The organism is Streptomyces sp. NBC_00572, assembly GCF_026341815.1.
Lineage (GTDB): Bacteria > Actinomycetota > Actinomycetes > Streptomycetales > Streptomycetaceae > Streptomyces.
The window spans coordinates 5,790,174-5,814,997 of the sequence record NZ_JAPENX010000001.1; the positions used below are offsets into that span (position 1 = coordinate 5,790,174).

The 24,824-nt window shown below is 71.1% G+C and carries 23 protein-coding genes; 16 read left to right on the top strand and 7 right to left on the bottom strand.

Translation table 11 applies throughout. The annotated features are described in order from the left end of the window. Positions 1-91 precede the first annotated feature (91 nt). Genes OG514_RS26500 through OG514_RS26510 form a run of 3 tightly spaced genes read right to left on the bottom strand, consistent with a single transcriptional unit; the run spans position 92 to position 2,363 of the window. On the bottom strand, positions 92-904 hold the full coding sequence (locus OG514_RS26500; protein WP_266898980.1) for a metal ABC transporter solute-binding protein, Zn/Mn family: 813 nt from the start codon (positions 902-904) through the stop codon (positions 92-94). Next, positions 853-1,731, bottom strand: coding sequence for a metal ABC transporter permease (locus OG514_RS26505; protein ID WP_266898982.1), 879 nt, complete (start codon positions 1,729-1,731; stop codon positions 853-855). The genes OG514_RS26500 and OG514_RS26505 overlap by 52 nt, the downstream gene beginning before the upstream one ends. After that, positions 1,728-2,363: a metal ABC transporter ATP-binding protein gene (locus OG514_RS26510; protein ID WP_266898984.1), complete on the bottom strand. Its 636-nt coding sequence runs from the start codon at positions 2,361-2,363 to the stop codon at positions 1,728-1,730. The genes OG514_RS26505 and OG514_RS26510 overlap by 4 nt, the downstream gene beginning before the upstream one ends. 149 nt (positions 2,364-2,512) lie before the next feature. On the opposite strand from OG514_RS26510, the gene OG514_RS26515 reads away from it, so the two are divergent. The 3 genes from OG514_RS26515 (at position 2,513) to OG514_RS26525 (ending at position 6,156) form a co-directional block, all read left to right on the top strand. Continuing rightward, positions 2,513-3,331, top strand: coding sequence for a DJ-1/PfpI family protein (locus OG514_RS26515; protein ID WP_266898986.1), 819 nt, complete (start codon positions 2,513-2,515; stop codon positions 3,329-3,331). A gap of 168 nt (positions 3,332-3,499) precedes the next feature. Next, on the top strand, positions 3,500-4,894 hold the full coding sequence (locus OG514_RS26520) for a glycoside hydrolase family 1 protein (protein ID WP_266898988.1): 1,395 nt from the start codon (positions 3,500-3,502) through the stop codon (positions 4,892-4,894). Further along, on the top strand, positions 4,891-6,156 hold the full coding sequence (locus OG514_RS26525) for an MFS transporter (protein WP_266898990.1): 1,266 nt from the start codon (positions 4,891-4,893) through the stop codon (positions 6,154-6,156). Before OG514_RS26520 ends, OG514_RS26525 begins: the two co-directional genes overlap by 4 nt. A gap of 51 nt (positions 6,157-6,207) precedes the next feature. Here OG514_RS26525 and OG514_RS26530 read toward each other — a convergent pair whose 3' ends face one another. Beyond that, a complete protein-coding gene (locus OG514_RS26530) occupies positions 6,208-6,792 on the bottom strand; it encodes a TetR/AcrR family transcriptional regulator (protein WP_266898992.1) in 585 nt (194 codons plus the stop codon). Between the two features lie 130 nt (positions 6,793-6,922). On the opposite strand from OG514_RS26530, the gene OG514_RS26535 reads away from it, so the two are divergent. Further along, positions 6,923-8,083 carry an agmatine/peptidylarginine deiminase gene (locus OG514_RS26535; RefSeq protein WP_266898994.1) on the top strand — a complete coding sequence of 387 codons (1,161 nt, stop codon included), beginning with the start codon at positions 6,923-6,925 and terminating at the stop codon, positions 8,081-8,083. Between the two features lie 134 nt (positions 8,084-8,217). Here OG514_RS26535 and OG514_RS26540 read toward each other — a convergent pair whose 3' ends face one another. Together OG514_RS26540 and OG514_RS26545 are read right to left on the bottom strand one after the other, a co-directional pair. Continuing rightward, positions 8,218-9,375 (bottom strand): agmatine deiminase family protein, encoded by a 1,158-nt coding sequence (locus OG514_RS26540; RefSeq protein ID WP_266898996.1) that lies wholly within the window; start codon positions 9,373-9,375, stop codon positions 8,218-8,220. A gap of 228 nt (positions 9,376-9,603) precedes the next feature. Next, positions 9,604-10,197 carry a TetR/AcrR family transcriptional regulator gene (locus tag OG514_RS26545; protein WP_266898998.1) on the bottom strand — a complete coding sequence of 198 codons (594 nt, stop codon included), beginning with the start codon at positions 10,195-10,197 and terminating at the stop codon, positions 9,604-9,606. Positions 10,198-10,359: 162 nt separating this feature from the next. Here OG514_RS26545 and OG514_RS26550 point away from each other — a divergent pair, with 162 nt between their 5' ends. The 10 genes from OG514_RS26550 (at position 10,360) to OG514_RS26595 (ending at position 21,093) form a co-directional block, all read left to right on the top strand. After that, positions 10,360-10,965 (top strand): hypothetical protein, encoded by a 606-nt coding sequence (locus OG514_RS26550; protein WP_266899000.1) that lies wholly within the window; start codon positions 10,360-10,362, stop codon positions 10,963-10,965. 74 nt (positions 10,966-11,039) lie between these two features. Further along, positions 11,040-11,615 carry a TetR/AcrR family transcriptional regulator gene (locus OG514_RS26555; RefSeq protein WP_266899002.1) on the top strand — a complete coding sequence of 192 codons (576 nt, stop codon included), beginning with the start codon at positions 11,040-11,042 and terminating at the stop codon, positions 11,613-11,615. Positions 11,616-11,897: 282 nt separating this feature from the next. Then, on the top strand, positions 11,898-12,716 hold the full coding sequence (gene ureA / locus OG514_RS26560; RefSeq protein ID WP_266899004.1) for an urease subunit gamma: 819 nt from the start codon (positions 11,898-11,900) through the stop codon (positions 12,714-12,716). Further along, positions 12,713-14,464, top strand: a complete 1,752-nt coding sequence (locus OG514_RS26565; RefSeq protein ID WP_266899006.1) for an urease subunit alpha — start codon at positions 12,713-12,715, stop codon at positions 14,462-14,464. The genes ureA and OG514_RS26565 overlap by 4 nt, the downstream gene beginning before the upstream one ends. Positions 14,465-14,591: 127 nt before the next feature. Beyond that, the gene (locus OG514_RS26570; RefSeq protein ID WP_266899008.1) at positions 14,592-15,605 is read left to right on the top strand and encodes an agmatine/peptidylarginine deiminase; all 1,014 of its coding nucleotides are present in this window, start codon (positions 14,592-14,594) and stop codon (positions 15,603-15,605) included. 144 nt (positions 15,606-15,749) lie between these two features. Then, positions 15,750-17,423: an ABC transporter substrate-binding protein gene (locus OG514_RS26575; protein WP_266899010.1), complete on the top strand. Its 1,674-nt coding sequence runs from the start codon at positions 15,750-15,752 to the stop codon at positions 17,421-17,423. Further along, positions 17,420-18,379, top strand: coding sequence for an ABC transporter permease (locus OG514_RS26580; RefSeq protein ID WP_266899012.1), 960 nt, complete (start codon positions 17,420-17,422; stop codon positions 18,377-18,379). Before OG514_RS26575 ends, OG514_RS26580 begins: the two co-directional genes overlap by 4 nt. After that, on the top strand, positions 18,376-19,230 hold the full coding sequence (locus tag OG514_RS26585; protein WP_266899014.1) for an ABC transporter permease: 855 nt from the start codon (positions 18,376-18,378) through the stop codon (positions 19,228-19,230). Before OG514_RS26580 ends, OG514_RS26585 begins: the two co-directional genes overlap by 4 nt. Further along, the gene (locus OG514_RS26590; protein WP_266899016.1) at positions 19,227-20,219 is read left to right on the top strand and encodes an ABC transporter ATP-binding protein; all 993 of its coding nucleotides are present in this window, start codon (positions 19,227-19,229) and stop codon (positions 20,217-20,219) included. The genes OG514_RS26585 and OG514_RS26590 overlap by 4 nt, the downstream gene beginning before the upstream one ends. Further along, complete coding sequence (locus OG514_RS26595; RefSeq protein ID WP_266899018.1) at positions 20,212-21,093, top strand: ABC transporter ATP-binding protein; 882 nt, start codon at positions 20,212-20,214, stop codon at positions 21,091-21,093. The genes OG514_RS26590 and OG514_RS26595 overlap by 8 nt, the downstream gene beginning before the upstream one ends. Before the next feature lie 38 nt (positions 21,094-21,131). Here the strand turns inward: OG514_RS26595 and OG514_RS26600 are convergent, their stop codons facing one another. Beyond that, complete coding sequence (locus OG514_RS26600) at positions 21,132-21,785, bottom strand: TetR/AcrR family transcriptional regulator (protein WP_266899020.1); 654 nt, start codon at positions 21,783-21,785, stop codon at positions 21,132-21,134. Positions 21,786-21,983: 198 nt separating this feature from the next. Between OG514_RS26600 and OG514_RS26605 the strand changes: the two genes are divergently transcribed. Together OG514_RS26605 and OG514_RS26610 are read left to right on the top strand one after the other, a co-directional pair. Beyond that, positions 21,984-23,126 (top strand): agmatine/peptidylarginine deiminase, encoded by a 1,143-nt coding sequence (locus tag OG514_RS26605; protein WP_266899022.1) that lies wholly within the window; start codon positions 21,984-21,986, stop codon positions 23,124-23,126. Between the two features lie 136 nt (positions 23,127-23,262). Next, positions 23,263-24,756: an APC family permease gene (locus OG514_RS26610; protein ID WP_266899024.1), complete on the top strand. Its 1,494-nt coding sequence runs from the start codon at positions 23,263-23,265 to the stop codon at positions 24,754-24,756. Positions 24,757-24,824: the final 68 nt, after the last annotated feature.

Consider the following 24,824-nt stretch of genomic DNA (forward strand, 5'->3'; position numbering starts at 1 on the left):
GTCACGGGGGAGGGGGAGGACCGTCACCGATGGTCCTCCCCCTCCGCCTTCCCCGCGACCTCGGACCAAGGCCCGGCGACGGCCTTCCGGATCAGGCGCCGCCCATCGACTTCTTCAGCTCGGCCGCCGCGTCGCGGTACACCGCGAGGAGGTCGAGGTCCTCGTCCGGGTAGTTGACGATGTTCACCTGCTTCGCGCCCGCGTCCGGGAGCACCGTGCCCGTCGACATGTGCGCGTTGTCGAGTACGTAGGCGGGCTTCTCGGCCGACAGGGAGGCCAGTTGGGCCGGGGTGACCGGCTCGGGGCCGTACGTTCCCACCGTGGTGGCGCCCGCGAGGCCGGCCGCCCAGGCGGTGAAGACCTGGGTGACGACGGCCGGGCTCTTCCCGCCGGGCCAGGCGGCCTTGAGTTCCCCGTTCAGCTTCGCGATCTCACCGTCGAGGCTCGTCCGCCACCGCGCGGCGGAGTCCCTCGTACCGAACAGGCCGCCCAGGCGCACCACTTCGGCCCCGGCCTTCGCCGGGTCGTTGTCGAGATTCACCTCGACCAGCTTCGCCTTCGAGCCCGCTGCCTCCTTGATCTTCGAGGCGTACGGCTCGAACGGCGCGTACAGCACGAAGTCGGCCTTCGCCACGGCCGCCAGGTCGGAGGGTTTCGGGTCGTAGTCGGGCGCGTGGTGCACGGACCGCGGCACGATCACCGTGACGTCCTCGGCCCCGGCAGCCTTGGCGAAGGCCCCCTCCCAGGTGGTCGTCACGACCACCACCGGCTTGTGACCGGCGGCCTTCGGGTCGTCCGCGCCGGAGGACGAGGAGTCGGTTCCGCAGCCGGTGGCCAGCGGAAGGACCGCGCTCAGTGCGAGGAGGGAGACGATACGGGCGATACGGACGCGGGTGCGCGCCATGAGCTGTTTCTCCGTTCGGGGATGAGGTGCGCGGCGAGGACGACAGCCCCCGCCGTCAGGACGAGGACCGGGCCGGGAGGCCAGTCCAGCCACAGGGCCAGCAGAAAGCCCGCCATGTTGACCGCGACGCCGATGCCGACCGCCCACAGGGTGATCGACCACAGCGAGCGGCCCAGACGGCGCGCGGCCAGTGCGGGCAGCAGGGTCAGGGCGTCGACGAGGAGCGCACCGGTCAGCTTGATCGCCCCCGCGACCGCGACGGCGACCAGCACGAGCAGCGCGGTGGTGAGGAGGCGCACGGGGACGCCCGAGACCTGGGCGAGCTCACGGTCGTACAGCAGCAGGGCCACGTCCCGGCGTTTCCACCAGAAGAGCGCCGGTACGACGACGGCGAGGGCGGCGAGTACGACGAGGTCGGCGTTGCCCACCGAGAGGATCGATCCCCACAGGAGCGCGAACGCGCCGGAGGCGTTGACGCCGGACACGGCGAGCAGCAGCAGCGCGGCGGCGATGGCCAGGCTCATCAGCAGACCCATCGCGCCGGACAGGCCGTCGGGCGTACGGGCCAGCGGGGCGACCCCCGCGCCGGACAGGGCACAGGCCACCAGCGCGCACAGCATCGGATCGAGCCCGGTGAGGAGCCCGACCGCGATGCCCAGCAGCGCCACGTGCATCATCGCGAACCGCACCGGCATGATGTCGAGTCCGACGATGACCACACCGATCACCGGCAGCCCGACCGCCGCGAGGAGCAGGGCGACGCCTGCCCGCTGCACCGGTACGAGCTGGAGCACGGCGCCGAGGTCGGCCGCCGCGAACGCGTTCACCGCACCTCCCGCAGACGGCCGGCGGCCATCTCCAGGACGCGGTCGCACCGTTCCGCGAGCGACCGGTCGTGGGTCACGACGACGAGGGTGACGGGCAACGCGGTCAGCACGTCCGCGGCTTCCTCCTGCCCCTCGAAGTCGAGCGCGGCCGTCGGCTCGTCGGCGAGGAGCACCTGCGCCCCGGCGGCGACACAGCCGATCGCCCGCGCCAGGTACATGCGCTGCAACTGTCCACCGGACAGGGTGTCCACGGGCCTTCCGGTCAGCGCGCCGACACCGAGCCTCTCCGCGGCCTCGGTCGCCTCCGTCGGCGCGCCACTGCTCGTCAGGAGCTCGTCGCCGCGCAGCGGAAACCGCCCGGCGGCCGGCTTCTGGGGGATCCACGCGCAGGACCGGCGCCGCGACGCCCACTCGGCGGCCGAGCGGGCGGTGTGTCCGCCGACCTCGATGACGCCGCTCGTCCGCCGGTGCAGCCCGAGGACCGCGCGCAGCAAGGTCGTCTTCCCGGATCCGTTCGTCCCGGTCAGCGCGACGCGTTCACCGGCGGCGATCTCCAGATCGACGCCCACGACCGCCTCGTTCCGGCCGTGCCGACAGGCGACTTCCCGCATGCGTATGTCCAGTCCACCCATCCTCTGCCCTTCGCCGCTGCTGTGCCGGTGCGCTGAAGGAGTCGGACGGGAGCCGCCCCGGGTTCCCACGTCGTGGCGGGGAACCCGGGGCCGTCGTCGGCCGACCTCCTCATCGCCATCCCCACCCCCGCTGGAAACAGGAGCACCTCATGAACCGCAGGCAGTTACTCCGGGCCACCACGGCCTTGGGCGCGGCAGGCACGCTGGGAGGAACCGCGGCCGGCTCCGTGGCCGCCGCAGACGGGTCGGCCGGTGCGGCCGCCGGCCCTGTGGCCGCCGCGGACGCCTCGGCCCGACCCGCCGCCGGTCCCGCCGCCGGTCCTGCCGTCGCCGCCGCGGAAACGACTCGTCCGCTGCGCGTCCACGTCGTGATGTTCGACGGCGTCGAGGAACTCGACTTCGCCGCCCCGTACGAGGTCTTCTCCGCCGCCGCCTTCTTCGCGCCGCGCCCGGTGGACGTCCGCTACGTCTCGGCCTCCGGCGCCCGTACGGTCACTGCCGCCTACGGCACGATCGTCCGGGGCATCCGTCCCTGGGCCCCCGACGAGGCGGACGTGCTCGTCGTTCCCGGCGGCGGCTACGCCCGGCGTGACAGTCCCGGTGTCTGGGCGGAGATCGACCGCGGCACCCTGCCGCGCGCCCTCGCGGCCGCCGTACGTCCTGGCCTCACCGTCAGCGCCCTCTGCACCGGCGTCATGCTCCTCTCCGCCGCCGGTCTCACCCGGAGCCGCCCCTGCACCACCCACCACAAGGCGAAGCCCGACCTCGGACAACAGGGCGGCCTCCTCAAGGACGCCCGCGTCGTCGACGACGGCGACCTCGTCACCGCCGGCGGCGTCACCTCCGGCCTCGAACTCGCCCTCTGGCTCGTCAGCCGCGAACTCGGCCCGGACGCGGCGAACAGCCTGGAGACGATGCTGGAGTACGAGGCACGGGGCACCGTCCGGACATCGCCCCGGGCCGACTGAGCCGGAGGACCCGTCGGGGTGACACGCGCGGTTCCGGGTCGGGTTCCGCGCTTCGGGGAACAGCGCCGGAAAAAAAGGTGAGAGTTGTTCACTTTCCATTGACAGGGTGGATCCCGGGACCCGAAAGTGCCGTGAGCAACCCGCGCCCGCCGATCGAAGCGAGTCCCCATGACACCGCCCGTACCCGAGTTCCCGGCCGGCTTCCTCTGGGGAGTCTCCGCATCCGCCTTCCAGATCGAAGGCTCGCTCACGGCCGACGGCCGCGGCCCGTCCAGCTGGGACGCCTTCACCGCAGAACCGGGACGGGTCAAGGACGGCTCGCACGCGGCCGTGGCCACCGACCACTACCGGCGCTACCGAGAGGACGTGGCGCTGATGGCCGAACTGGGGGTCGGCGCCTACCGGTTCTCGGTCTCCTGGTCCCGCGTCCTGCCCGACGGTCACGGACGGGTCAACGACAAGGGGCTGGACTTCTACGACCGGCTCGTCGACGAGCTGTGCGCCTCCGGGATCGCACCGGTGCCGACGCTCTTCCACTGGGACACCCCGCTCGCCCTGGAGGAGCGGGGCGGCTGGCTCGACCGGGACACCGCCGAGCGGTTCGCGGCGTACGCCTCGGTGGTCGCGGAGCGGCTCGCCGACCGGGTGCCGAGGTGGATCACCATCAACGAGCCCGCCGAGGTCACCCTGCTCGGCTACGGCCTCGGCGAGCACGCCCCCGGCAGGCGCATGGTCTTCGACGCCCTGCCCGCGGCCCATCACCAACTCCTGGCCCACGGACTGGGGGTGCAGGCCCTGCGCGCCGCGGGCGCCCGGGAGATCGGCATCGCGGCCTCGCACAGCCCCGTCTGGGCCGCCGGAGAGACTGACGACGACCGGGCGGCCGCCGAGCTGTACGACACCCTCACGAACCGTTTCTTCGCCGACCCCATCCTGACCGGCGCCTACCCGGCCGGCCTGGGGTCGCTCCTCCCCGGCCCGGTCGCGGAGGACCTCAAGACGATCTCGGCCCCCCTGGACTGGTACGGGATCAACTACTACAACCCGATGCTCGTCGGCGCCCCGCGGCCGACCGCCGACGCCGCCTCTGCCGATGCCGCCGCAGGCTCCTCCTTCGGCGGCATCGACATACCGTCGGACCTCCCCTTCGCCATCCGGCAGATCGAAGGGCGCGAACTCACCGACTTCGGCTGGCCCGTGGTCCCGGGCGGACTGCGTGAACTGCTCGCCACCATGCGCGAGCGCTACGGCGACCGGCTGCCGCCCGTGTACATCACCGAGAACGGCTGCTCGTACGCCGACGGGCCGGACCCCGAGACCGGGCGGATCGACGACGCCCGCCGGATCGCGTACCACGACGGCCACGTGCGCGCTCTGCACGAGGCGATGGCGGAGGGCGCCGATGTCCGCGGGTACTTCATCTGGTCGATCCTCGACAACTTCGAGTGGGCGGAGGGGTATCGACAGCGGTTCGGGCTCGTCCACGTCGACTACGAGACGCTCACGCGGACGCCCAAGGAGTCGTACGCCTGGTACCGCGACCTGATCAAGAGCGGCAGATGACCGCCGAGGGGACGGCGGCGGAGGGGACCGCGGCCGATCCGGCCCCGAAGACGGGTACCCCGGCGGGCGGGCGGTGGGTGGGCGCGCTGTCCCTCGCCAACCTCGGGGTCTGGGTCGGCTGGTTCGGCCCCCTGCAACTCCTCCTGGCCCGCCAGGCCGAGCACCTCACCCCCGACCACAAGGCGTCCACCCTCGCCCTGGTCACGGGAGTGGGAGCGGTCGTGTCGATGGTCGCCAACCCTGTCTTCGGCGCGCTCTCCGACCGGACGACGGCGGCCGTGGGCCGACGCATCCCCTGGGTGGTGGGCGGAGTGACGGGCGGGGCGGCCGGGCTGCTCGTCCTCGCCGGGGCGCAGAGTGTCGCGACCGTGATCGCGGGCTGGTGCCTGGTCCAGCTCGCTCTGAACGCGGCCTTCGCCGCGCTCACCGCGGCCGTCCCCGACCAGGTGCCGCCGCGGCAGCGCGGTCTCGTCGGCGGCTGGCTCGGCGTCTCCCAGGTCGTCGGCATCCTGGTGGGTACGGCGCTGGCCACCGTCGCGGGCGGGGTGGTCGGCGGCTATCTGGCCTGCGCGGTCTTCTCGGTGCTCGCCGCCGTTCCGTACGTACTGATGCGGCGCGACACCCCGCTCGCCCCCGCCGACCGGCCGGCCTTCCGGTGGGGGACCTTCCTCGGCGGTTTCTGGATCGATCCGCGCCGCCATCCGGACTTCGGCTGGGCCTGGCTCACCCGGTTCCTGATGAACCTGTCGTACTCCATCAGCACGATGTACCTGCTGTACTACCTGACCGACGCCGTGCGGTACGAGGGCGACGCGGACAACGGCGTACTGATCCTCACGGCGCTCAACGCGCTCACCCTGCTCTCCACCGTGGTGATCAGCGGCATCCGGTCGGACCGCAGCGGCCGACGGAAGCCCTACGTCATCTGGTCGGGGCTCGTCATATCCGCGGCCACCCTGCTGCTCGCCGTCTGGCAGACCTGGACCGGCGCGGTCGTCGCCTCGCTCGTGCTCGGCCTCGGCTTCGGCGTGTACACGGCGGTGGACTTCGCCCTGCTCACCGACGTGCTGCCGACGGCGGAGGACCGGGGCAAGGACCTGGGTGTCATCAACATCGCCAATGCGCTCCCCCAGGTGCTGGCTCCGGTGATCGCGGCCCCCGTCGTCACCCACTTCGGCGGGTACGCGGCCCTGTACGCGCTCGCGGGCGCACTGGCCCTGGTGGGGTCGGTCCTGGTGACCCGTATCCGCTCGGTCCCCTGAGCCTGCGTCACACCATCCGGCGCGCTCGACGGCCGACCGTCCCCTGGCGAGTCATCGGCGCTCCAGGTGTCCGAGCTCCACGGAGATGGCTTCCCGCATCAGCTCACGGGCGTGGGTCAGGGTCAGGGCGCCGCTCAGCCATCGCGTACTGAGGCCTTCGAGCAGGGCCGTCAGGCGCTCCGCGGCGGCCGTGAGGGTGGGGGCGGGAACCGACGGACACGTCTCGCCCAGAAGTGCCGCGACCTCGTGAACCCAGGCCAGACCCGCCCTGGCCAGGTCCGCGCGCAGCTCGGGGTCGAAGACCGCGCTGGCGCGCAGCTCGCCCCACGCCGTGCTGTTCTCGCGGACCTCGGGACGGTCCTGGAACTCCAGGAGCAGTGACCGTTCCAGTATCTGGTGCGGTCGGAAGGGGCCGGTCGTCCCCTCCTCCCCGGCCGTGTAGCGCTCGGCCCGGTCGCCGATGAACTCCAGGGTGTGGCGCAGGATGCCCGCCCGGTCCTTGAAGTGGTAGTAGATCAGCGCGGTGGACACCCCCGCTTCGGCCGCCAACTCCTCGACCCGTAGCCCGCGGACCCCTCGCCGGGCGATGACCCGGGCAGCCCCCTCCAAGATAGCCGTGCGGCGGTCCGTGGCCACGTATCTCCTCCTGATCGTCGCCCACAGTCTCTCATGCTGACTGAATCTTTAGTCCGAGAATTCCTTGACTGGAATTTCAGTCAAGGACAGGATGGCGCCACATCCTCCCGTCCCTCACCAGGGGAGTCCCATGGACCTGCCAGTCACGTCTCGTCGCCGACTGCTTCAACTCGGTGCGGCCGCTCTGCCGCTCGCCGCACTCGGGTCGGCACTGCCGACGGCCGCCCGCGCGGCCACGGCCCCGTCGGGCGCCACCCTGCGGATGCCGGCCGAGACCGACGCGCATGTACGTACCTTCATGGCGTGGCCCGCCCTGTCGTCCGTCTGGTCGAGCTACCTCGGCGCGGTACGCCGGGACATCGCCAACGTCGCGTACGCGATCTCGCGCTATGAGCCGGTGGTCGTGCTCGCCCGCCCCGACCAGGCCGCCGACGCCCGGTACGCCTGCGGGAGCGGCGCCTACCACGGCATCGAGGTCGTCGAGATCGCCAACGACGATCTGTGGATCCGCGACTTCGGCCCGACCTTCGTGGTCGCCCCCGGCGCCGTGGCCGGCGTGGACACCAACTTCAACGGCTGGGGCAAGACCGGCACGTCGTACGCGCAGCCCTACGCGAACGACGCCGCCGCGGCCACCACGCTGCTCGGCCAGTACGGCGTCAACCGCATCCAGGCCTCGTTCGTGGGCGAGGGCGGCTCACTGGAGACCGACGGCCAGGGCACCCTGCTGGCCACGGTCAGCTCGCTCGTCAACGGCAACCGTAACCCGGGCATGTCCCAGGACCAGGTCGAGCAGGCCATGAAGTCCGCGCTCGGCATCGACAAGGTCATCTGGGTGCCGGGCCTGGCCGGCCAGGACATCACCGACTGCCACATCGACTGCCTGGCCCGCTTCACGGCCCCGGGGGAGGTCATCCTGGACAAGCCGGGACCCGGCACCGACAGCAAGTGGGTCGCCGTCTACAACGAGACCAAGCAGGCCCTGCAGAGCGCGACCGACGCACAGGGCCGCCGACTCGACATCACCGAACTGCCCGGCCCCGACCGTCGGTACATCCGTGGCAGGGGCACCGCCTTCCTGTCCAGCTACTCCAACTACTACACCGCGAACGGCGCCGTCCTCGTCCCCCAGTTCGGCGACAGCCACGCCGACGGCGTGGCGTACGCGATCCTGCAGGCCAAGTATCCCGGCCGGAACATCGTCCAGCTCAACATCGACAACGTCGCGAGTGGCGGCGGCGGCATTCACTGCGCCACCCAGTCGCAGCCGGTCGTACCCCCGGCAGTCTGACCGGCCCACGCAAGGGATGACACGCCGGTCGCCGTCCACCCCGCGGCGACCGGCGTTCCGTGCCCTCGGCCGCCGAGAGCCCCGTGCCGCACGCTCAGGGGTGTGCGACACGGGGCTCTCGGCGGTGCGTGAGGTCAGGCGGCGGGCTTGCCCGGCTGGTCGTGGGTCGAGCAGTGGATGCCGCCGCCACCGGAGGCGATGGTGTCGATCGCGACCATCACGATGTCGCGCTTGGGGAAGTGCTCCTGGAGGATGCTCTTCGCCCGGTTGTCGGCGGTCCGGTCGCCGAACTTGGGGATGAAGACGGCGTCGTTGGCGACGTAGAAGTTGGCGTATGTCGATACGAAGTCGTCGCCTTCGCCGGTGATCCGGTCGAGGTCGGGCTGGGGGAGGTCGATGATCTCGAAGCGGCGGCCCCGGGCGTCGGTCGCTTTTTCGAGGACGGAGCGGGCCTGGTCGGCGGAGCGGGACCAGGAGTCCGGGGGTGTGCCGGGGAAGGCCTGGTCGAGGAGGACCACGCCGGGGGCGGTGAAGCGTACGAGGCTGTCCACGTGTGCGTCGGTGATGTCCTGGCCGCGTACGCCGGCGAGCCAGACGACCTTCTCCACGCCGAGGGTCTCGATGAGTTCGTCCTCGATCTGGTCCCGGGTCTTTCCGCGGTTGCGGTTGTCGTTGACGATCGAGCTCTCGGTGATGAGGAGGGTGCCCTCGCCGTCGGTCTCGAACGAGCCGCCCTCGGCGATCAGAGGTGCCTCGACACGGGGGATCCGGTACTTCGCGAGCACGGTCTCGCCGACCAGGGCGTCGTTCTCGTGCTGCTGCTTGTTGCCCCAGCCGTTGAAGTTGAAGTCGACGCCGACGACCTCGCCCTCCTCCTCGACGAAGACCGGTACCGTGTCGCGGGCCCAGAGGTCGTCGACGTCCAGGGGGATCACCTCCACCTGGGAACCGCAGGCCCGCTGCGCCGCCTTCAGCTGCGAGGGCCTGGCCATCATGATGACCTCTTCGTACTCCGCGACCGCACGCGCGATCCGTGCGATGTCCTTGCGCACGTAGGGCAGGTCCTCCGCCCAGACCGACTCGAGGGCCGGCCAGGACATGAAGGTGCGGGTGTGGCTCTCCCACTCGGCGCCCAGGCGGCGCTCGCCGCCCGGCTCGCCGTCCGGTCCCGTGCTGCCGGCAGTGCCCGTCAGGCCGGGGTCGGCGGGGCCGCAGGCCGAAGCGCCGAGGACGAGGGCGCTGATTCCGGCGAAGGAGCGGAGGGCGGAGCGTCGGGAGGGGAGAAAGGTCACGGTGGACTCCGATCGTGGACTGGCAGGACGGAGGCGGCCGGCCGCGGTGGGGACACGGGGAGTGCGGGCGCAGGTCGCAGCGCGAGTCCTGCTTCAAGGGTGCATGGTCCGCACCGCGGACGCCTGTAGCCGCAGCAGCGGGTACGGCCTCACGTCAGGCACTGTGGCACTGACTGGAATTTCAGTCAAATTCAGTGGGATGTGTGTGCTCTGCTGGTTCCGGGGCCTTCATCGTCGGGCGGCCAGGTGGGCGATCTCCACCTCGATCGCCTCTCGCATCAGCTCGCGGGCGTGTTCCGGGCGCAGGATGCCGCCGAGTCGACGCGCGTTGAGCCCTTCGCGCAGCGCCGTCAGGCGCTCGGCGGAGGAGATGACCTCCGCGGCGGTCGCGGCCGGCTGTGCGAGGGCGAGGAGCTCCGTGGTCTGCCGGATCCAGGCCGCACCCGCCTCGGCGAGTGCTTCCCGGAGCTCGGGCTCGAAGATCGCGCTGGCGCGCAGCTCGCCCCACGCGGTGCTGTTCTCGCGGACCTCCGGAAGGTCCTGGAATTCCAGCAGTAAGAACAGTTCGAGGAGCTCTCGGGGGTTCGTGGGCCCATCGGTGTCGTGCTGTCCCCGCGTGTACCGACTCGCCCGGTCGGTGATGAACTCCAGGGTGCGTCGCAGGATGCCGGCCCGGTCCTTGAAGTGGTAGTAGACCAGCGCGGTCGACACCCCGGCCTCGGCCGCGAGCTCGTCCATCCGGAGCCCGCGGACCCCGCGCCTGGCGATGGTGCGGGCGGACGCCTCCAGGATTGCTGTTCTGCGGTCCGTCACCGTGTGCATCCCTTCTGATGGTCTCCGTCAAGCGTGTCGACATCGTCTCATATTGACTGAAACTTTAGTTAGGATCGCGGGTACGTAGAACGTCACCTCCAAGGAGGTGCGCCGCCAGGTCGGGCGCAGTCTGCGGGCCACGGGGCGGAACGCATCGTCCAGGATAGAGGCATGGACATTCCCAAGCTGCTGGAAGCCGCCTCACTCCTGGTCCCCGAAGCCGTCGCCACCGAGAACGACATCACGGTGAACGACGTCTGGGAGTACCTCGCCCACGACGAGTGGGAGGTTGCTCTCGACCTGTTGGAGGGGCTCGGCGATGTCCCCCCGCTTCCGCTCGCCTTCTGGCAGAGTCTCGCCGCCGCCGCCGAGCAGATGCGACTCGACAGGAGCGCGGCCTGGTGTCACTGGCGCTGCTTCGAATCCCGCAACGGCATCATCCGAGCCGACCTCACCCTCCGACCGGCCCACGAGGCCCGCCGGCAGACACCCTTCTCCGGAGCCGGCGTCCTGCGACCGATGTGGAACATCGGAGGGAGAACCCCGACAGGCGAACCCGACCTCTGCGTAGCCGCCCTGTGGGTGGAGTTCACGCCCTTCATGGAGCTCGGAGGGCAGGCCACGGTGCGTCTCGCCCCGCTCTCCCCGTCGAAGTGGCAGCAGCTGCAGCCCGGTCAAGTGATCACCATGCACGAAGACCGGACCGTCGCCGGAACCGCGATCGTCCTGGACGTCCAGGGTCCATCGGTCCCACCACCTGTCACCTTGCAGTCGTAGCGAGGCCTGTGGGCATCGAGCACCCGTTCGCAGGCCGTGGGATCCGCCGGGATGCCGCCGGGTAGGGTGCGCGCATGGCATCTCGTAGTACTCAGATCCTCGAAGCGGCTGCCCGGGTCATCGCCCGGCGCGGGATCCGCGGGCTGCGTGTGGAGGAGCTCGCCGCCGAGGCGGGCGTGTCCACGGCCCTGATCTACTACTACTTCAAGGACCGTTCCGGGATCCTGCGCCACACGCTGGAGTTCATCAGCGAGCGGGCCGAGCGCTACACGACCGACCGCGATCCGGACGCTCCGCCCCTGAGTCCGCGCGAAGAACTGGAGGAGACACTCCTCCTGGAGCTCCAGGACACCGTCGAGGTACGGGAGAACAGCGCGGCCTGGGGCGAGTTGCGGGCGAGTGCCGTCTTCGACGAGCTGCTGCGCGAGGATCTCGCCAGGGCCACCCTCGCGTGGGCCCAGGAGGTCGCCGGGTTGCTCGGCCAGGTCCTGCCCATGGCGCCGGCGCCCGCGCTCGCCGCGGCGGGGGAGCGGCTCACGGCCCTCCTGGAGGGGCTGAGCATGCGCTGGCTCGGTGGGGGGATCACGGCGGACCACGCGCGCACCCTGCTGCGGGGTGCCATCGACGCGGAGCTGGCCGGGCTCCGCTGATCCGGGGGCATCACTCGCCCCCTCCTCTCCTTCCTCTCTGCCGTGTTCACTGCCGCGTTCTCTGGCGTGTTCCCTGTCGGGGCAGCGTTTCATCCAACATCTTGACTGGTTTTTCAGTCAGTGTCACAGTGGGGGCATTGCCGGGCTCCGCCGGCCCCGCTCACCCACCCTCACGGTGTCGAGCACAGGGCCGAGGCGCAGCGCCCGCCCCCTGGCTCTCCCCCGCCTCTTCGCAGGGGAGGAAGGAAGCACCCCCATGTACGTGACGTACGCGAGGCCGACATGCCGCTGACTCCCACCGAGCGGGACCGCCTGCTGCTGTTCACCGCCGCCGAACTCGCCCGGGCCCGCCACGCGCGCGGTCTGCGGCTCAACGTCCCGGAGGCGACCGCGCTCATCGCGGACACCGTCTGCGAGGCGGCCCGTGACGGACTGCGCCTGGCGGAGGCGATCGAGCGCGGACGCACCGTCCTGGGCCCCGACGACGTGCTGCCCGGGGTCGTCGACGTGGTCACCGAGATCCACGTCGAGGCCGTCTTCGACGACGGCACCCGGCTCGCCGCGATCGCCGAGCCGTTCGGCGCCCAGGAACGCAACGACGGCGCCCCGGGCGCCCTGCTGCCCGCCCCGGACATCATCGAGGTGCCCGAGCCGGCCCTCACGCTCCCTGTACGGAACACGGCGACCGTCCCCGTGAGCGTCACCTCCCACTTCCACTTCTTCGAGGCCAACCCGCGCCTGGACTTCGACCGCGCCGCCGCCTACGGAATGCGGCTCGCCGTGCCCGCCGGGTCGTCGTTCCGCTTCGACCCGGGCGGCGAGGCCGAGGTGGGCCTGGTCCCGATCGGCGGCGCTCGTGTCGCCATCGGATTCGCCGGTCTGGTCGACGGCCCGTTGGACGCACCCGGCGCGAAGGCGGAGGCATTGCGCAGGGCGGTGGCCTGCGGCTACCTCGGCGCGGACGGCGAGCACGGCGCGGACGGCGAGCACGGCGCGGACAGCCCGGACGCCTCGGACAGTGTGAACGGTGTGAATGGTGTGAACGGCGCCGACGCTGCGTACAGCGGCGCTGCCGCCGCTCTGGAAGGAACGACCCTGTGAGCAAGCCGACCAGGCACAGCGACCACTGTGCGCCGGGCGTCAGCCGGCACGTCGACCCGTACGAGTACGCCACCGTCCACGGCCCGCGCGCGGGGGACCGGGTCCGGCTGGGCGACTCGGGGCTCGTCGTCCGGGTGGAGTCGGATTCCCAGCAGCCGGGCGACGAGTTCCTGGCCGGCTTCGGCAAGACCGCCCGCGACGGAATGCATCTGAAGGCCGCGGCCGTCCGCGAGACGTGCGACGTCGTCATCGCCAACGTGCTGGTCATCGACGCCGTCCTCGGCATCCGCAAGGTGTCGATCGGCATCCGTGAGGGCCGCATCCACGCGATCGGCCGGGCCGGGAACCCCGACACGGTCGACGGCGTCGATGTCGTCGTCGGCACCGGGACGACCATGATCCCGGGCGAGGGCATGATCGCCACCGCCGGAGCCGTCGACACCCACGTCCATCTGCTCTCGCCCCGGATCATGGAGGCCTCGCTCGCGAGCGGCGTCACCACGATCATCGGGCAGGAGATCGGGCCGAGTTGGGGCGTCGGGGTGAACTCGCCGTGGGCGCTGCGCCATGCGTTCAACGCGTTCGACGCCTGGCCGGTCAACATCGGTTTCCTGGCCCGTGGTTCGTCCTCGGACCCGGCGCCGCTGGTCGAGGCGCTGGCCGAGGGCGGTGCGTCCGGCTTCAAGGTCCACGAGGACATGGGCGCCCACACCCGGGCCCTCGACACCGCGCTCCGGGTGGCGGAGGAGCACGACGTGCAGGTCGCCCTGCACAGCGACGGCCTCAACGAATGCCTCTCGGTCGAGGACACCCTGCGGGTCCTGGACGGCCGGACGATCCACGCCTTCCACATCGAGGGCTGCGGCGGCGGGCACGTACCCAACGTCCTGAAGATGGCGGGCGTGCCGAACGTCATCGGCTCCTCCACCAACCCGACCCTGCCCTTCGGCCGTGACGCCGTCGCCGAGCACTACGGGATGATCGTCTCCGTCCACGCGCTCAAGACCGACCTGCCGGGTGACGCCGCCATGGCGCGCGACCGGATCCGGGCCGGGACCATGGGGGCGGAGGACGTCCTGCACGACCTCGGCGCGATCGGGATCACCTCCTCCGACGCGCAGGGGATGGGAAGGGCCGGCGAGACCGTACGCCGGACCTTCGCCATGGCCGGGAAGATGAAGGCCGAGCTCGGACCCATGGAGGGCGACAGCGCGCACGACGACAACGCGCGCGTGCTGCGGTACCTGGCCAAGCTCACCATCAACCCGGCGATCGCCCACGGCCTCGCGCACGAGATCGGTTCGATCGAGGTCGGGAAGATGGCCGACATCGTGCTGTGGCGGCCGCCGTTCTTCGGCGCCAAGCCGCAGATGGTCATCAAGAACGGCTTCCCCGCCTACGGTGTGACCGGCGATCCCAACGCCGCCACGGACACCTGTGAACCGCTCGTCCTCGGACCGCTGTTCGGCGCGCACGGCGCCACGCCCGCCGACCTCTCCGTGGCCTTCGTCAGCCGCGCCGCCGCCGAGTCCGGATCCTTCGGCCGCCCGTACGACGCCATGGCCACCCGCCGCCGCAGGGTCGCCGTGCGCGGTACCCGGGGCATCGGCCCCGCGGACATGATCGGCAACACGCGCCTGGGCGACGTCCAGGTCGACGGGCGCAGCGGCCTGGTCACGCTGGACGGGGAGCCCCTGCGCTCAGAGCCGGCCCAGGAGGTCTCGCTCAGCCGCCTCTATTTCCTCTGACCGCCGTCGCCCTTCCTTCTGCAGCTCACGCACCATCCTCCGTTCCGAAGGTGAACACTCCCCGACTTTTCTCTTGACTGAATTTTCAGTCGAGAGGAAGATTTCATCCACGAGAAAGAGATCTCCGATGACCGCATTCCGAATGCCCGCCGAGTGGTCCGAGCACGAGCGCTGCCTCATGGCCTGGCCCACCCGCCCCGACCTCTGGGGCAGTGTGCTGGACGACGTCAAGGAGGAGTACGCGAACGTCGCGCGGGCCATCGCCGAGTTCGAGCCCGTGACGATGGTCGCCCCGCCCGGCCACGGCGACGAAGCCCGGACCTGGTGCGGCCCGGAGATCACCGTCGTCGAGCTTCCGCTGGACGACTCCTGGTTCCGCGACTCCGCGCCGCTGTTCGTGCTCGACGGCGAAGGACGGCGCGCCGGCGTCGACTTCCGCTTCAACGCCTGGGGCCGCAAGCACCACCCCTACGACTCCGACGACCGGGTCAGCGGCCTGCTCCTGGAGCACCTCGGGGTGGACCGCATCCCCTCCGGAATGATCCTGGAGGGCGGGGCGATCACGGTCGACGGTGAGGGCACGCTCATCACGACCGAGCAGTGCCTGCTGCACCCCAACAGGAACCCCGGCCTGAACCGGGACGAAATCGAGGCCGAGCTGAAAACGCAGCTGGGCGTCCGTAAGGTTGTCTGGCTTCCGTACGGTGGCCTGCTGGACACCGAGACGGACGGTCACGTCGACGGAGTCTGTGCCTTCGCCGCCCCCGGCAAGGTCGTCGTCTCGCTGCCCGACGACCCCGCGCACCCCGACTACGCCCGGATGCGCGCCAACCGCGCGGTTCTGGAGGCGAGCACCGACGCCCAGGGCCGGCCGCTGGAGATCGTCGACGTCACGCAGACCGCGTTCGTCGACGTCGCCGAGGGCGAGGTCGAGGTGTCGTACCTGAACTACTACGTCGCCAACGGCGGCGTCGTCGTCCCCGTGGCGGGCCTGCCCCAGGACGACGCCGCCCTCGCGGTGATCGCCGCGGCCCACCCCGGCCGCAAGGTGGTCGGCGTGCCGGCGCTCGCGATCGCGTTCGGTGGCGGGGGAGTGCACTGCATCACGCAGCAGGTCCCCGTCGCCCGTCCCCTCGCCTAGGGGGTGTTTCGAAAGTCCCGCACAGCACCCGGGACTTTCGAAACGCCCCCTAGCCCGGACCGACCGCTCCTGCCGGGCCGTCCCCGCGGTCCGGCAGCCTCCCCCATCGCGTACGCACAGACCGTACGGAAAGAGAGCGCGACGATGACCACACCCGTACCCCGTACCAGCAGACGCACCAGCGTCTCCCGTGGCCGTCCGGCCGGCCGCCGCCGCGCCGCCGCGGCCGCCCTCCTGACGGCGGCGGCCCTGGTCGCGGCCTGTTCGGGGCCGCCCAAGGGCGGGGGGAGCACCGGCGACTTCACCCTCTCGAAGACCACGCCCGCGGCCAAGGGCGAGATCGACTCCTTCACCTGGGCCGTGTACGCGGAGCCGCCGACGCTCGACTACACCGTGGCGTTCGACTACCCGCAGAACACGATCCTCTCCAATGTGTGCGAGAGCCTGATGCGCTGGACGCCGGGCCTCACCCTCGAACCCGGGCTCGCCGAGAAGGCCTCCAACCCGGACCCGAAGACGTGGGTGTACGACCTGCGGCGCGGGGTGCGCTTCCACGACGGCCGGACCATGACCGCCGACGACGTCGTCTTCAGCCTCGGCCGCCAGACGGACCCGGACAACGCGGCGGCCTGGGCGCAGAACTTCCAGAACGTGGCCTCCGTACGGAAGACGGGCCCGCTCCAGGTCACCGTCAAGCTGAAGAAGCCCGACTCGCAGTTCCCGCAGTACATGGCGACCGCCGCCGGTGTGGTCGCCTCCAAGGCGGGGGTCGAAGCGGCCGGCAAGGACTACGGCACCTCCGGGGGACTCGCCTGTACCGGACCGTTCGAGCTCGGCACCTGGAACAAGGGCCAGTCCGTCGAGCTCGACCGCTTCGACGACTACTGGGGGAAGAAGGCCAAGTCCGGCAAGGCCGTCTTCCGGTTCATCACCGATCCCTCCGCCCGTACGAACGCCCTGCTCAGCGGGGAGGCCGACGGCGGTTACCTCATCCCCACGGAGAGCTACGCCCGCCTCAGGGGCAGCGGCGTCGGAAAGCTCTACTTCGGCGAGGGCCTCAGCACGGTCAACGTCAACATCACGAACATGAAGGGCCCGCTCGGCGACATCCGTGTCCGGCGCGCGCTGTCCATGGCCCTGGACCGCTCCGGGTTCGTCAAGGCCGGCCTCGGTGGCGTGGGAACCGTCACGAACTCGCTCACCACCCGTGCCGCCTGGGCCGCCGGCTCGGAACAGACCAGGAAGAAAGCCCTCGACGCCCTCCCGAATGTCACGCCCGACATCGAGAAGGCCAAGGCACTGATCAAGGAGGCCGGCGCCACCGGCAAGACCCTGACCGTCGCGACCAGCTCGATCGGCCAGGACGTCTCCCTCCTCGCCACGGCCGTCCAGGCCGCCGGAGCCCAGATCGGTCTCGACATCCAGCTCAAGACCATCGCCCCGAACGCGTTCACCGCACTGTTCACCGACCCCGAGGCGCGCGAGGGCATCGACATGTTCCCGCTCACCTACTACGACTCGATCACCGACCCGCTGGACCTGCTCACGAACTTCAAGACCGGCGCCTACATGAACTTCGCCGGGTACAGCGACAAGAAGTACGACGAGGGCATCGACCGGGCGGTCTCCGTGTACGACCCGGACAAGCGCCTCGCGATCGAGGCGGAGCTGCAGAAGCACGCCGCCGAGCAGCTGCTGTGGATCCCGGTCGCCGAATGGCCCACCGCCGTCTTCCTCAACAAGCGGATCACCGGCGCCCCCACGACCATCTCGTACATGTACTACCCGTGGGCCGCCGATGTGGGGTCCGCGCCGTGAACTTCGTGAGATTCGCCGTCCGACGGGCCGCCGAGATGGCGGCCACCCTCCTCGTGGCGTCGTTCGTCGTCTTCGGCGCCATGTACCTGGCGCCCGGCAGCCCGGCGAGCTTCCTGCTCTCCGGCCGCTCGGCCTCGCCCGAGGCGCTCGCCGCGATCAACGCCCAGTACCACCTCGACGAGCCCTTCCTCGTCCGTTACCTCACCTGGCTCGGCGACATGGTCCAGGGCGACTTCGGGCGGTCCATCACGTACCGCACGGACGTGTCCCGGCTCCTTGCCGACCGCCTGCCGACCAGCCTGCTGCTGATCGCGATGGCACTCGTCGTGGTCGTGGTCATCGGTCTGGTGCTCGGCTGGGTCTCCGCCGTACGCGGCGGCGCCACCGACTCCGCCGTCCTCGTCACCACCACGTTCGCCGTCGGCACCCCGTCCTTCGTCGCCGCGGTGCTGCTCCAGGCACTGTTCGCCGTCAAACTCGGCTGGTTCCCGAGCGGCGGCGCCGGCGAGGGATTCCTCGACAAACTGTGGCACCTGACACTGCCGTCGATCGCCCTCGCGCTCTATCTGATCGGCATGCTCGCCCGGGTCACCCGCTCCGCGATGCTCGAAGCGCTCGACAGCGAGCACGTCACGGTGGCCCGCAGCCGGGGCGTGCCCGAGCGCCAGGTCATCCGCCGCCATGTGTTCCGCAACTCCCTGGGCACCGTCCTCACCACCGGCGGCCTCATCGTCTCGACCCTGCTGGTCTGCACGATCCTCGTCGAGACCGCCTTCAGCATCGGTGGCATCGGACAGCTCCTGGAGCTGTCCACCACGACCAAGGACTTCCCGACCGTCCAGGCCATCTCGCTGATCATCGTCGCCCTGTTCATGATCGTGAACCTCATCGTCGACCTCGTGCTCCCCCTGGTCGACCCGCGGATCACCCTCGGATCGAAGGGGTCCTCCGCATGACCGCCGTCCTCACCCGTCGGCCCGGCCTCGCCAAGATCCGCACGGCCCGGTCCCCGCTCCACCTCCTCAGCCTGGGCTTCGTCGTCCTCGTCGTCGCCGGAGCGCTCCTCGCCCCCCTGGTCGTGCCGTACGACCCCAACGCGGTCGACCTGGGGAACGCGCTCGCCGGACCCTCCGCCGAGCACCTGCTCGGCGTGGACGCCGCGGGCCGCGACACCCTGTCCCGGCTGCTCCTCGGAGCCCGCACCTCGCTCCTCGGCCCCCTCGGAGTGGTCCTCTTCTCCACCCTCGCCGGTGTCGCCGTCGGCACGGCCGCGGCCTGGCGGGGCGGCTGGCTCGACTCGGTCCTGTCCCGCAGCACCGAACTCGTCTTCGCCTTCCCCGGCATGCTCCTGGCGATCCTCATCATCTCGATCTACGGCGAGGGGCTGCTGGCACCCGTCATCGCCCTCGCCCTCGCCTATCTGCCTTACGTCAGCAGGCTGACGCGTTCCCTCGTCCTGGCCGAACGCACCCGCCCCTACGTCAGCGCGTACCAGGTCCAGGGCCACTCGGCACTCCAGATCTGTCTGCGCCACATCCTCCCCAACATCGCGCCCGTCGTCCTCGCCCAGTCCACCATCAACTTCGGTTACGCCCTGATGGACCTGGCCGGCCTGTCCTTCCTCGGCCTCGGCGTACCGCCGCTCACCCCGGACTGGGGCCGCATGGTCTTCGACGGGCAGACCGCCGTCCAGCACGGCTACCCGCTGTCCGCGATCCTGCCGAGCGTCCTCATCGTGCTGACCGTGGTCGCCTTCAATGTGGTCGGCGAGCGCTGGGCCGACCGCGTCGCCAGGAGAGACCGATGAACACTTCCGACAGGCCTGCCCTCGACATCCGAGGGCTCCGGATCACCCTGCCCGGCACCGCTCGGCCCGTCCTCGACGGGATCGACCTCACCGTCGCCGCCGGCGAGACCGTCGCCCTCGTCGGCGAGTCCGGCTCCGGAAAGAGCCTCACCTCACGCAGCGCCCTGCGCCTGCTGCCGCCGCGCGCGGTCACCGAGGGCACCGTCGTCGTCGACGGCCACGACGTCCTCACCCTGGACAGCGACCGGCTGCTCGCACTGCGCACCGGCACCGTGGCCATGGTCTTCCAGGACCCGCGGGCGGCCATCAACCCGCTGCGCCGTATCGGGGACTTCCTCACCGAGAGCGTCCGCCTGACCCGGACGATGACCGCCGCGCAGGCGGATGCCCGCGCTGTCGAACTCCTCGAAGCGGTGGGCCTGGACGGCGCCGCCCTGGCCAAGTACCCCAGCCAGGTGTCCGGCGGCATGCTGCAACGCGTCATGATCGCCGCCGCGTTGATGGGCGACCCCACCCTCCTGCTGGCCGACGAGCCCACCACGGCGCTCGACGTCACCACCCAGGCCGAGGTCGTGGCTCTCCTCGGCCGGCTGCGCGAACGGTTCGGCACCGGGCTGCTGTTCGTCACCCACGACCTCGACCTCGCCGCCGCCATCAGCGACCGGGTGTACGTGATGTACGCCGGGCGGATCGCCGAGAGCGGCCCCGCCGAAGAGATCTTCGCGCGCCCCCGCCACCCCTACACGGCCGCGCTCCTCGCCTCCACCCCCCGCCTGGAGAACCCGCGAGGCCGCCTCGCCGCCATCGACGGTCAGCCCCCCGACCTCCGGACGGCGCTGACCGGCTGCGCCTTCGCCGCGCGCTGTTCGCTGGCCACCGAACTGTGCGCCCAGCAGGCCCCGCTGCCGTCCCCCGCCCCGGGACGGCCCGAACACCAGGCGGCCTGTCACCACACTGACCGGCTCCAAGGGAGTGTCGTCGATGCCTGAGAACGCCGTGAGAGCCGAGAGCACCGAGAGCACCGGGCGGGCCGAGGGCGCGTGGTACGGCGAGAACGCCGACGACGTACTGGTCGTCAGGGGCCTGCGAAGGACCTTCGGAGCCGTACGGGCCGTGGGCGACGTGTCCTTCACTCTGCCGCACGGCGGATCGCTCGGCATCGTGGGGGAGTCCGGCTCCGGAAAGACCACCACCGCCCGGATCGTCGTCGGCCTGGAGCAGGCCGACGAGGGCGAGGTCCACGTACGCGGCCGGTCACGGACCCTTCGCGGCCGTGGCCGCGCGCAGCGTCTCGCCCGCGCCCGTGAGGTCCAGATGGTCTTCCAGGACCCCTTCCTGTCGCTCGACCCGAGGACCAGCGTCGAGTCCGCCCTCCGCGAGACGCTGCGGCTCCACTTCCCCGAGCGGGACCACGCCGAGCGGATCCGGGAACTGCTCGACCAGGTCGGACTGGGCACCCGGGCCGCCGACGCGCTGCCGCGTCAGCTCTCGGGCGGCCAGCGACAGCGCGTGGCCATCGCGCGGGCCCTGGCGGTGGAGCCGGCGGTCCTCGTCCTCGACGAGGCGGTCGCCGCACTCGACGTGTCCGTGCAGGCGCAGATCCTCAACCTGCTCGCCGACATCCGGGAGCAGACCTCGGTCGGCTACCTCTTCATCACCCATGACCTCGGAGTGGTGCGGTGCGTCACCGACGACGTCATCGTGATGCGACACGGGGCAGTCGTCGAAGCGGGGCGTACCGCCGATGTGCTCGCCGATCCCCAACACCCTTACACCCGGCTCCTGCTGGAGTCGGTGCCCCGCCCCGGCTGGGACCCGGAGCGCATCTCGGCCGCTCGCCGGGCGCTCCAGGGGCCTGCCTGACAACGCGCGTCGGGGCCGGCGGGGAGCGGGCGGCCGGTTCAGGCGTTGGCCGCGAGGGTGAGGACCAGGGTACGGATGACCGCCCCGGAGTCGACCCCGGCGTCCAGGGACTCCACCGCGGCCAGTCCGTCGACGGCCGCGGCGACGGCCTCGCCCAGGGGGCGCGGGTCGAGGTCCCCGCCACGCTCGTCGGCCAGAACCTGGAAGAGAGCGACGAAACAGGCGCGCCAGTCCCGGTACTCCACCTCCAGGGACTCCCGTACACGGTCGTCGTTCAACGCGTGCCAGTGCAGGGCGGAGTGGAGGTGGGCGAGATCCGTTCCCTCGGGCCTGCCGAGCAGGTCGAGCACCCGCTCGGCGCGCTCGGCGAAGGTGCCGGGGGCGGCGACGGCCTCCTCCAGAGGAGAGATCCACTCGGGGCGGATGTCCGCGATGACCGCGACCACGAGGTCGGTCCGGTCCTGGAAGTGGTAGTGGCACATCCCGTGCGACACCCCGCACAGCGCCGCGACGTTACGGGTGGTGAACCGCTCGCTCATCTCGCCCGCCAGCAGGGTGCGGGCGGCCGCGATCAGTCGCGCGCGTGTCTGCTCGCCCTTGGCAGAGGCCCGTGACCGCGGTGTCGCGCCCGTCGTCCGGGTTCGGGGCGCGGGAGCGGTGGGATTCCGGGAGTTCTTCGCGGATGCTGCCATGGCCTCACTCTAGTCAGGCTCCGTGCCCGCCACCTGCGGTCTTCATGGCTTCCTGAGAGGTCCGGGGCCGACGATGCCGGCCGTCGGGGCCGAGCGATGCCGAGCAGTACTGTCCAAAATATTGACCGAGCGCTCGGTCAGTTTTAGTTTTCCGGCCAACCGCGGACGTTCCGCGGGGAGTTGAAGCAGGAGGCAGCAGTGAACCGATCCGAACCCAACCGCCACGCCCGACCGGGTCTCAACAGGCGAGGATTCCTGATCGCGGCCGGCGCGACCGCCGCGGCGGCGACCCTCGCGGCGACCCGGTTCCAGGCCGGCGCCGCCACGGCCGCCGGCACCCTCAGGGTCCCGGTCGAGGACGCCCGGCACACTCGTACATGGATGGCCTGGCCCGACAGCACGTCGATCTGGGGCAACAAACTGAGCGGCGTCCAGACGGACATCGCTCTCATCGCCCGTACGATCGCGAAGTACGAGCCGGTCATCGTGTGCGCCAACTCCGGAAGCGCCGCCAAGGCCCGCCAGCTGTGCGGCTCCTCGGTCACCGTCATCAGCTCGGTCCCCGTCGACGACTGCTGGATGCGCGACTCCGGGCCCGTCTTCCGTACCGACGGCGCCGGTGGTCTGGACGCGGTCGGCCTCAATTTCAACGGCTGGGGCAACAAGCAGGCCCACGCCAAGGACGCCCTCGTCGCCGGACGCATCGCCTCCTACGTGGGCGTGCCGATCACCTACGCCGACCTGGTCGGCGAGGGCGGTGCCATCGAGCAGGACGGTGCCGGCACGCTCATGGCCACCCGCAGCAGCCTCGTGAACCGCAACCGCAACCCCGGGGTGTCGGAGCGCCAGTTGGAGGCGGCCATGTGCGAGGCGTACGGCGCCTCCAAGGTCATCTGGTTCGACGGCGTCCGGGGTCAGGACATCACCGACGACCACGTCGACGCCACGTCCCGCTTCCTGGCCCCCGGCGAGGCCCTCGTGCAGATGCCGCTGTCGTCCGAGACCGACGCCTACGCCCGGGACGCGCGCCAGCAGTTCACCATCCTGTCCGGCTCCACGGCCGCCGACGGCACCCCCATGGACACGATGCGTCTCCAGGGCCCGGACTACTACAAGATCCGCTCCACCAACGACGACTTCCTCGCCTCCTACGCCAACTTCTACCTCTGCAACGGCGCCGTGATCAGCGCCCACTTCGGGGACACGCGCGCGGACCAGGCGGCGAAGGCCACCCTGGCCCGCCTCTACCCCGACCGTGTCATCGAGCAGCTGAACATCGACCGCCTCGGCACGGGCGGCGGCGGCATCCACTGCGTCACCCAGCAGCAGCCCGCCCGGTAGCGCCGGTAGAGCCGGTAGCTCAGGCCACCGGGGACCGCGCGGGCGCCGACGGGCATCGCGCGTGGTCCCCGGGCCGGCCGAACGGCTTCTGACAGTACGGCCGTTGTCCCACCACCATCGAGGAAAGGCGCACAGGGTGAACGACAGGTCCAGCAGTGGCGGGGGCGGGCTGAGGGCGGGGGCCCTGGGGACCTTCGACTCCGTGGTCATGGCGGTCGCGGGCTGCGGACCGGCGTACATCGTCGTCGCGCTGATTCCCGCTCTCGTCGCGACGGTCGGCTTCGCCGCTCCGGCCGCCCTGCTCTACGGCGCGATCCCCATGGTCGGCATCGCCCTGGCCTTCCGATACCTGGGACGGCTCGACGTCAACGCGGGCGCCACGTACTCCTGGGTCGCCAGGACCCTGCACCCCGTCCTCGGCTTCCTCAGTGGATGGGCCGTGGTCGCCGCGACCGTCCTCTTCATCATCGCTTCGACGACTCCCGCGGGGATGGCCACCCTGTCCCTCTTCGACGAGGACCTGGCCCGGAACGACGTCCTGGCCACCGGGGTCGGCCTCGGCTGGTTCCTGCTGATCGCGGCCCTCGTGGCATCGGGTACCCGGATCGCCGCTGGGGCGCGTGCCGTCGCCGTGGGAACACAACTGGCGCTTCTGCTGGCCGTGGCCGTCACCGCGCTGACGCAGGACACCCACGCCGCCGCCTTCTCCCTCTCCTGGTTCGGATTCGAGCACTTCGACGCGACCCACTCCTTCACCGCCGGCGCGCTGATCGTGGGCGCCCTGTACTGGGGCTGGGACGTGACGGCGAACCTCAGCGAGGAGACCCGCAGCGGCCGGGGCGGCTCCGGCCTGGGCGGTCTGATCGGCCTTCTCGTCGTCGCCACCACGCTCCTCACCCTGACCGTCAGCGTGAACGTGCTCCTGGGGCCGGGCGCCGTGACCGCGACGGACGCGAGCTTCCTTCTCAAGCTCGGCGAGGCCGCCTGGCCCGGAGTGGGCGGCACCCTGCTCGCCCTCGCCGTACCGCTGGCCATGGTCGCCACGCTGGAGACCACGCTCCTTCAGGCGACCCGCACGCTGTTCGCCATGGGACGCGACCGCACGGTCCCCTCGTTCCTCGGCCGGGTCCACCCACGACGGAAGACCCCCGTGGCCTCCACGCTGGTCGTCTGCGCGGTCGCGGTGACGACCCTGACGCTCATCACGCTCACCGCCCCCGGCTTCGGAATCCTCGACGACGCCCTGATGGGAATCGGCCTGCTGATCGCCTTCTACTACGCGCTGGCCGGCGTCACCGTCACCGTGGCCTTCCGTAGCGTGCTGTTCTCCTCGCCGGGCAATCTGATCCTCCTGGGGCTGTGGCCGCTCGCCGGCGTGGCGTTCAACGTCTGGGTCTTCGTGGCCTCGGTCCGGACCCTGTCCGGGACACAACTGGCCATCGGCCTCGGCGCGTTGGCCGTCGGGCTGATCCCGCTGGGAATCGCCCGCCTCCAGGCCGGGCGGGCGTTCTTCCACCTCCGACCGCTCAATCCGCAGGAAGCGGCCGCCGTGGAGGCGTACGCAACGGACGACCTGCCGGAACTCCGCCCCGCCGACGGCCGACGGGACGGCCTCCTGTCGGACTTCTGAACCGCGCCGCCCGGAATCCGTACGAATCGGAATCCGCACGAACCGGAACCCGTACGAAGGAGCACCGC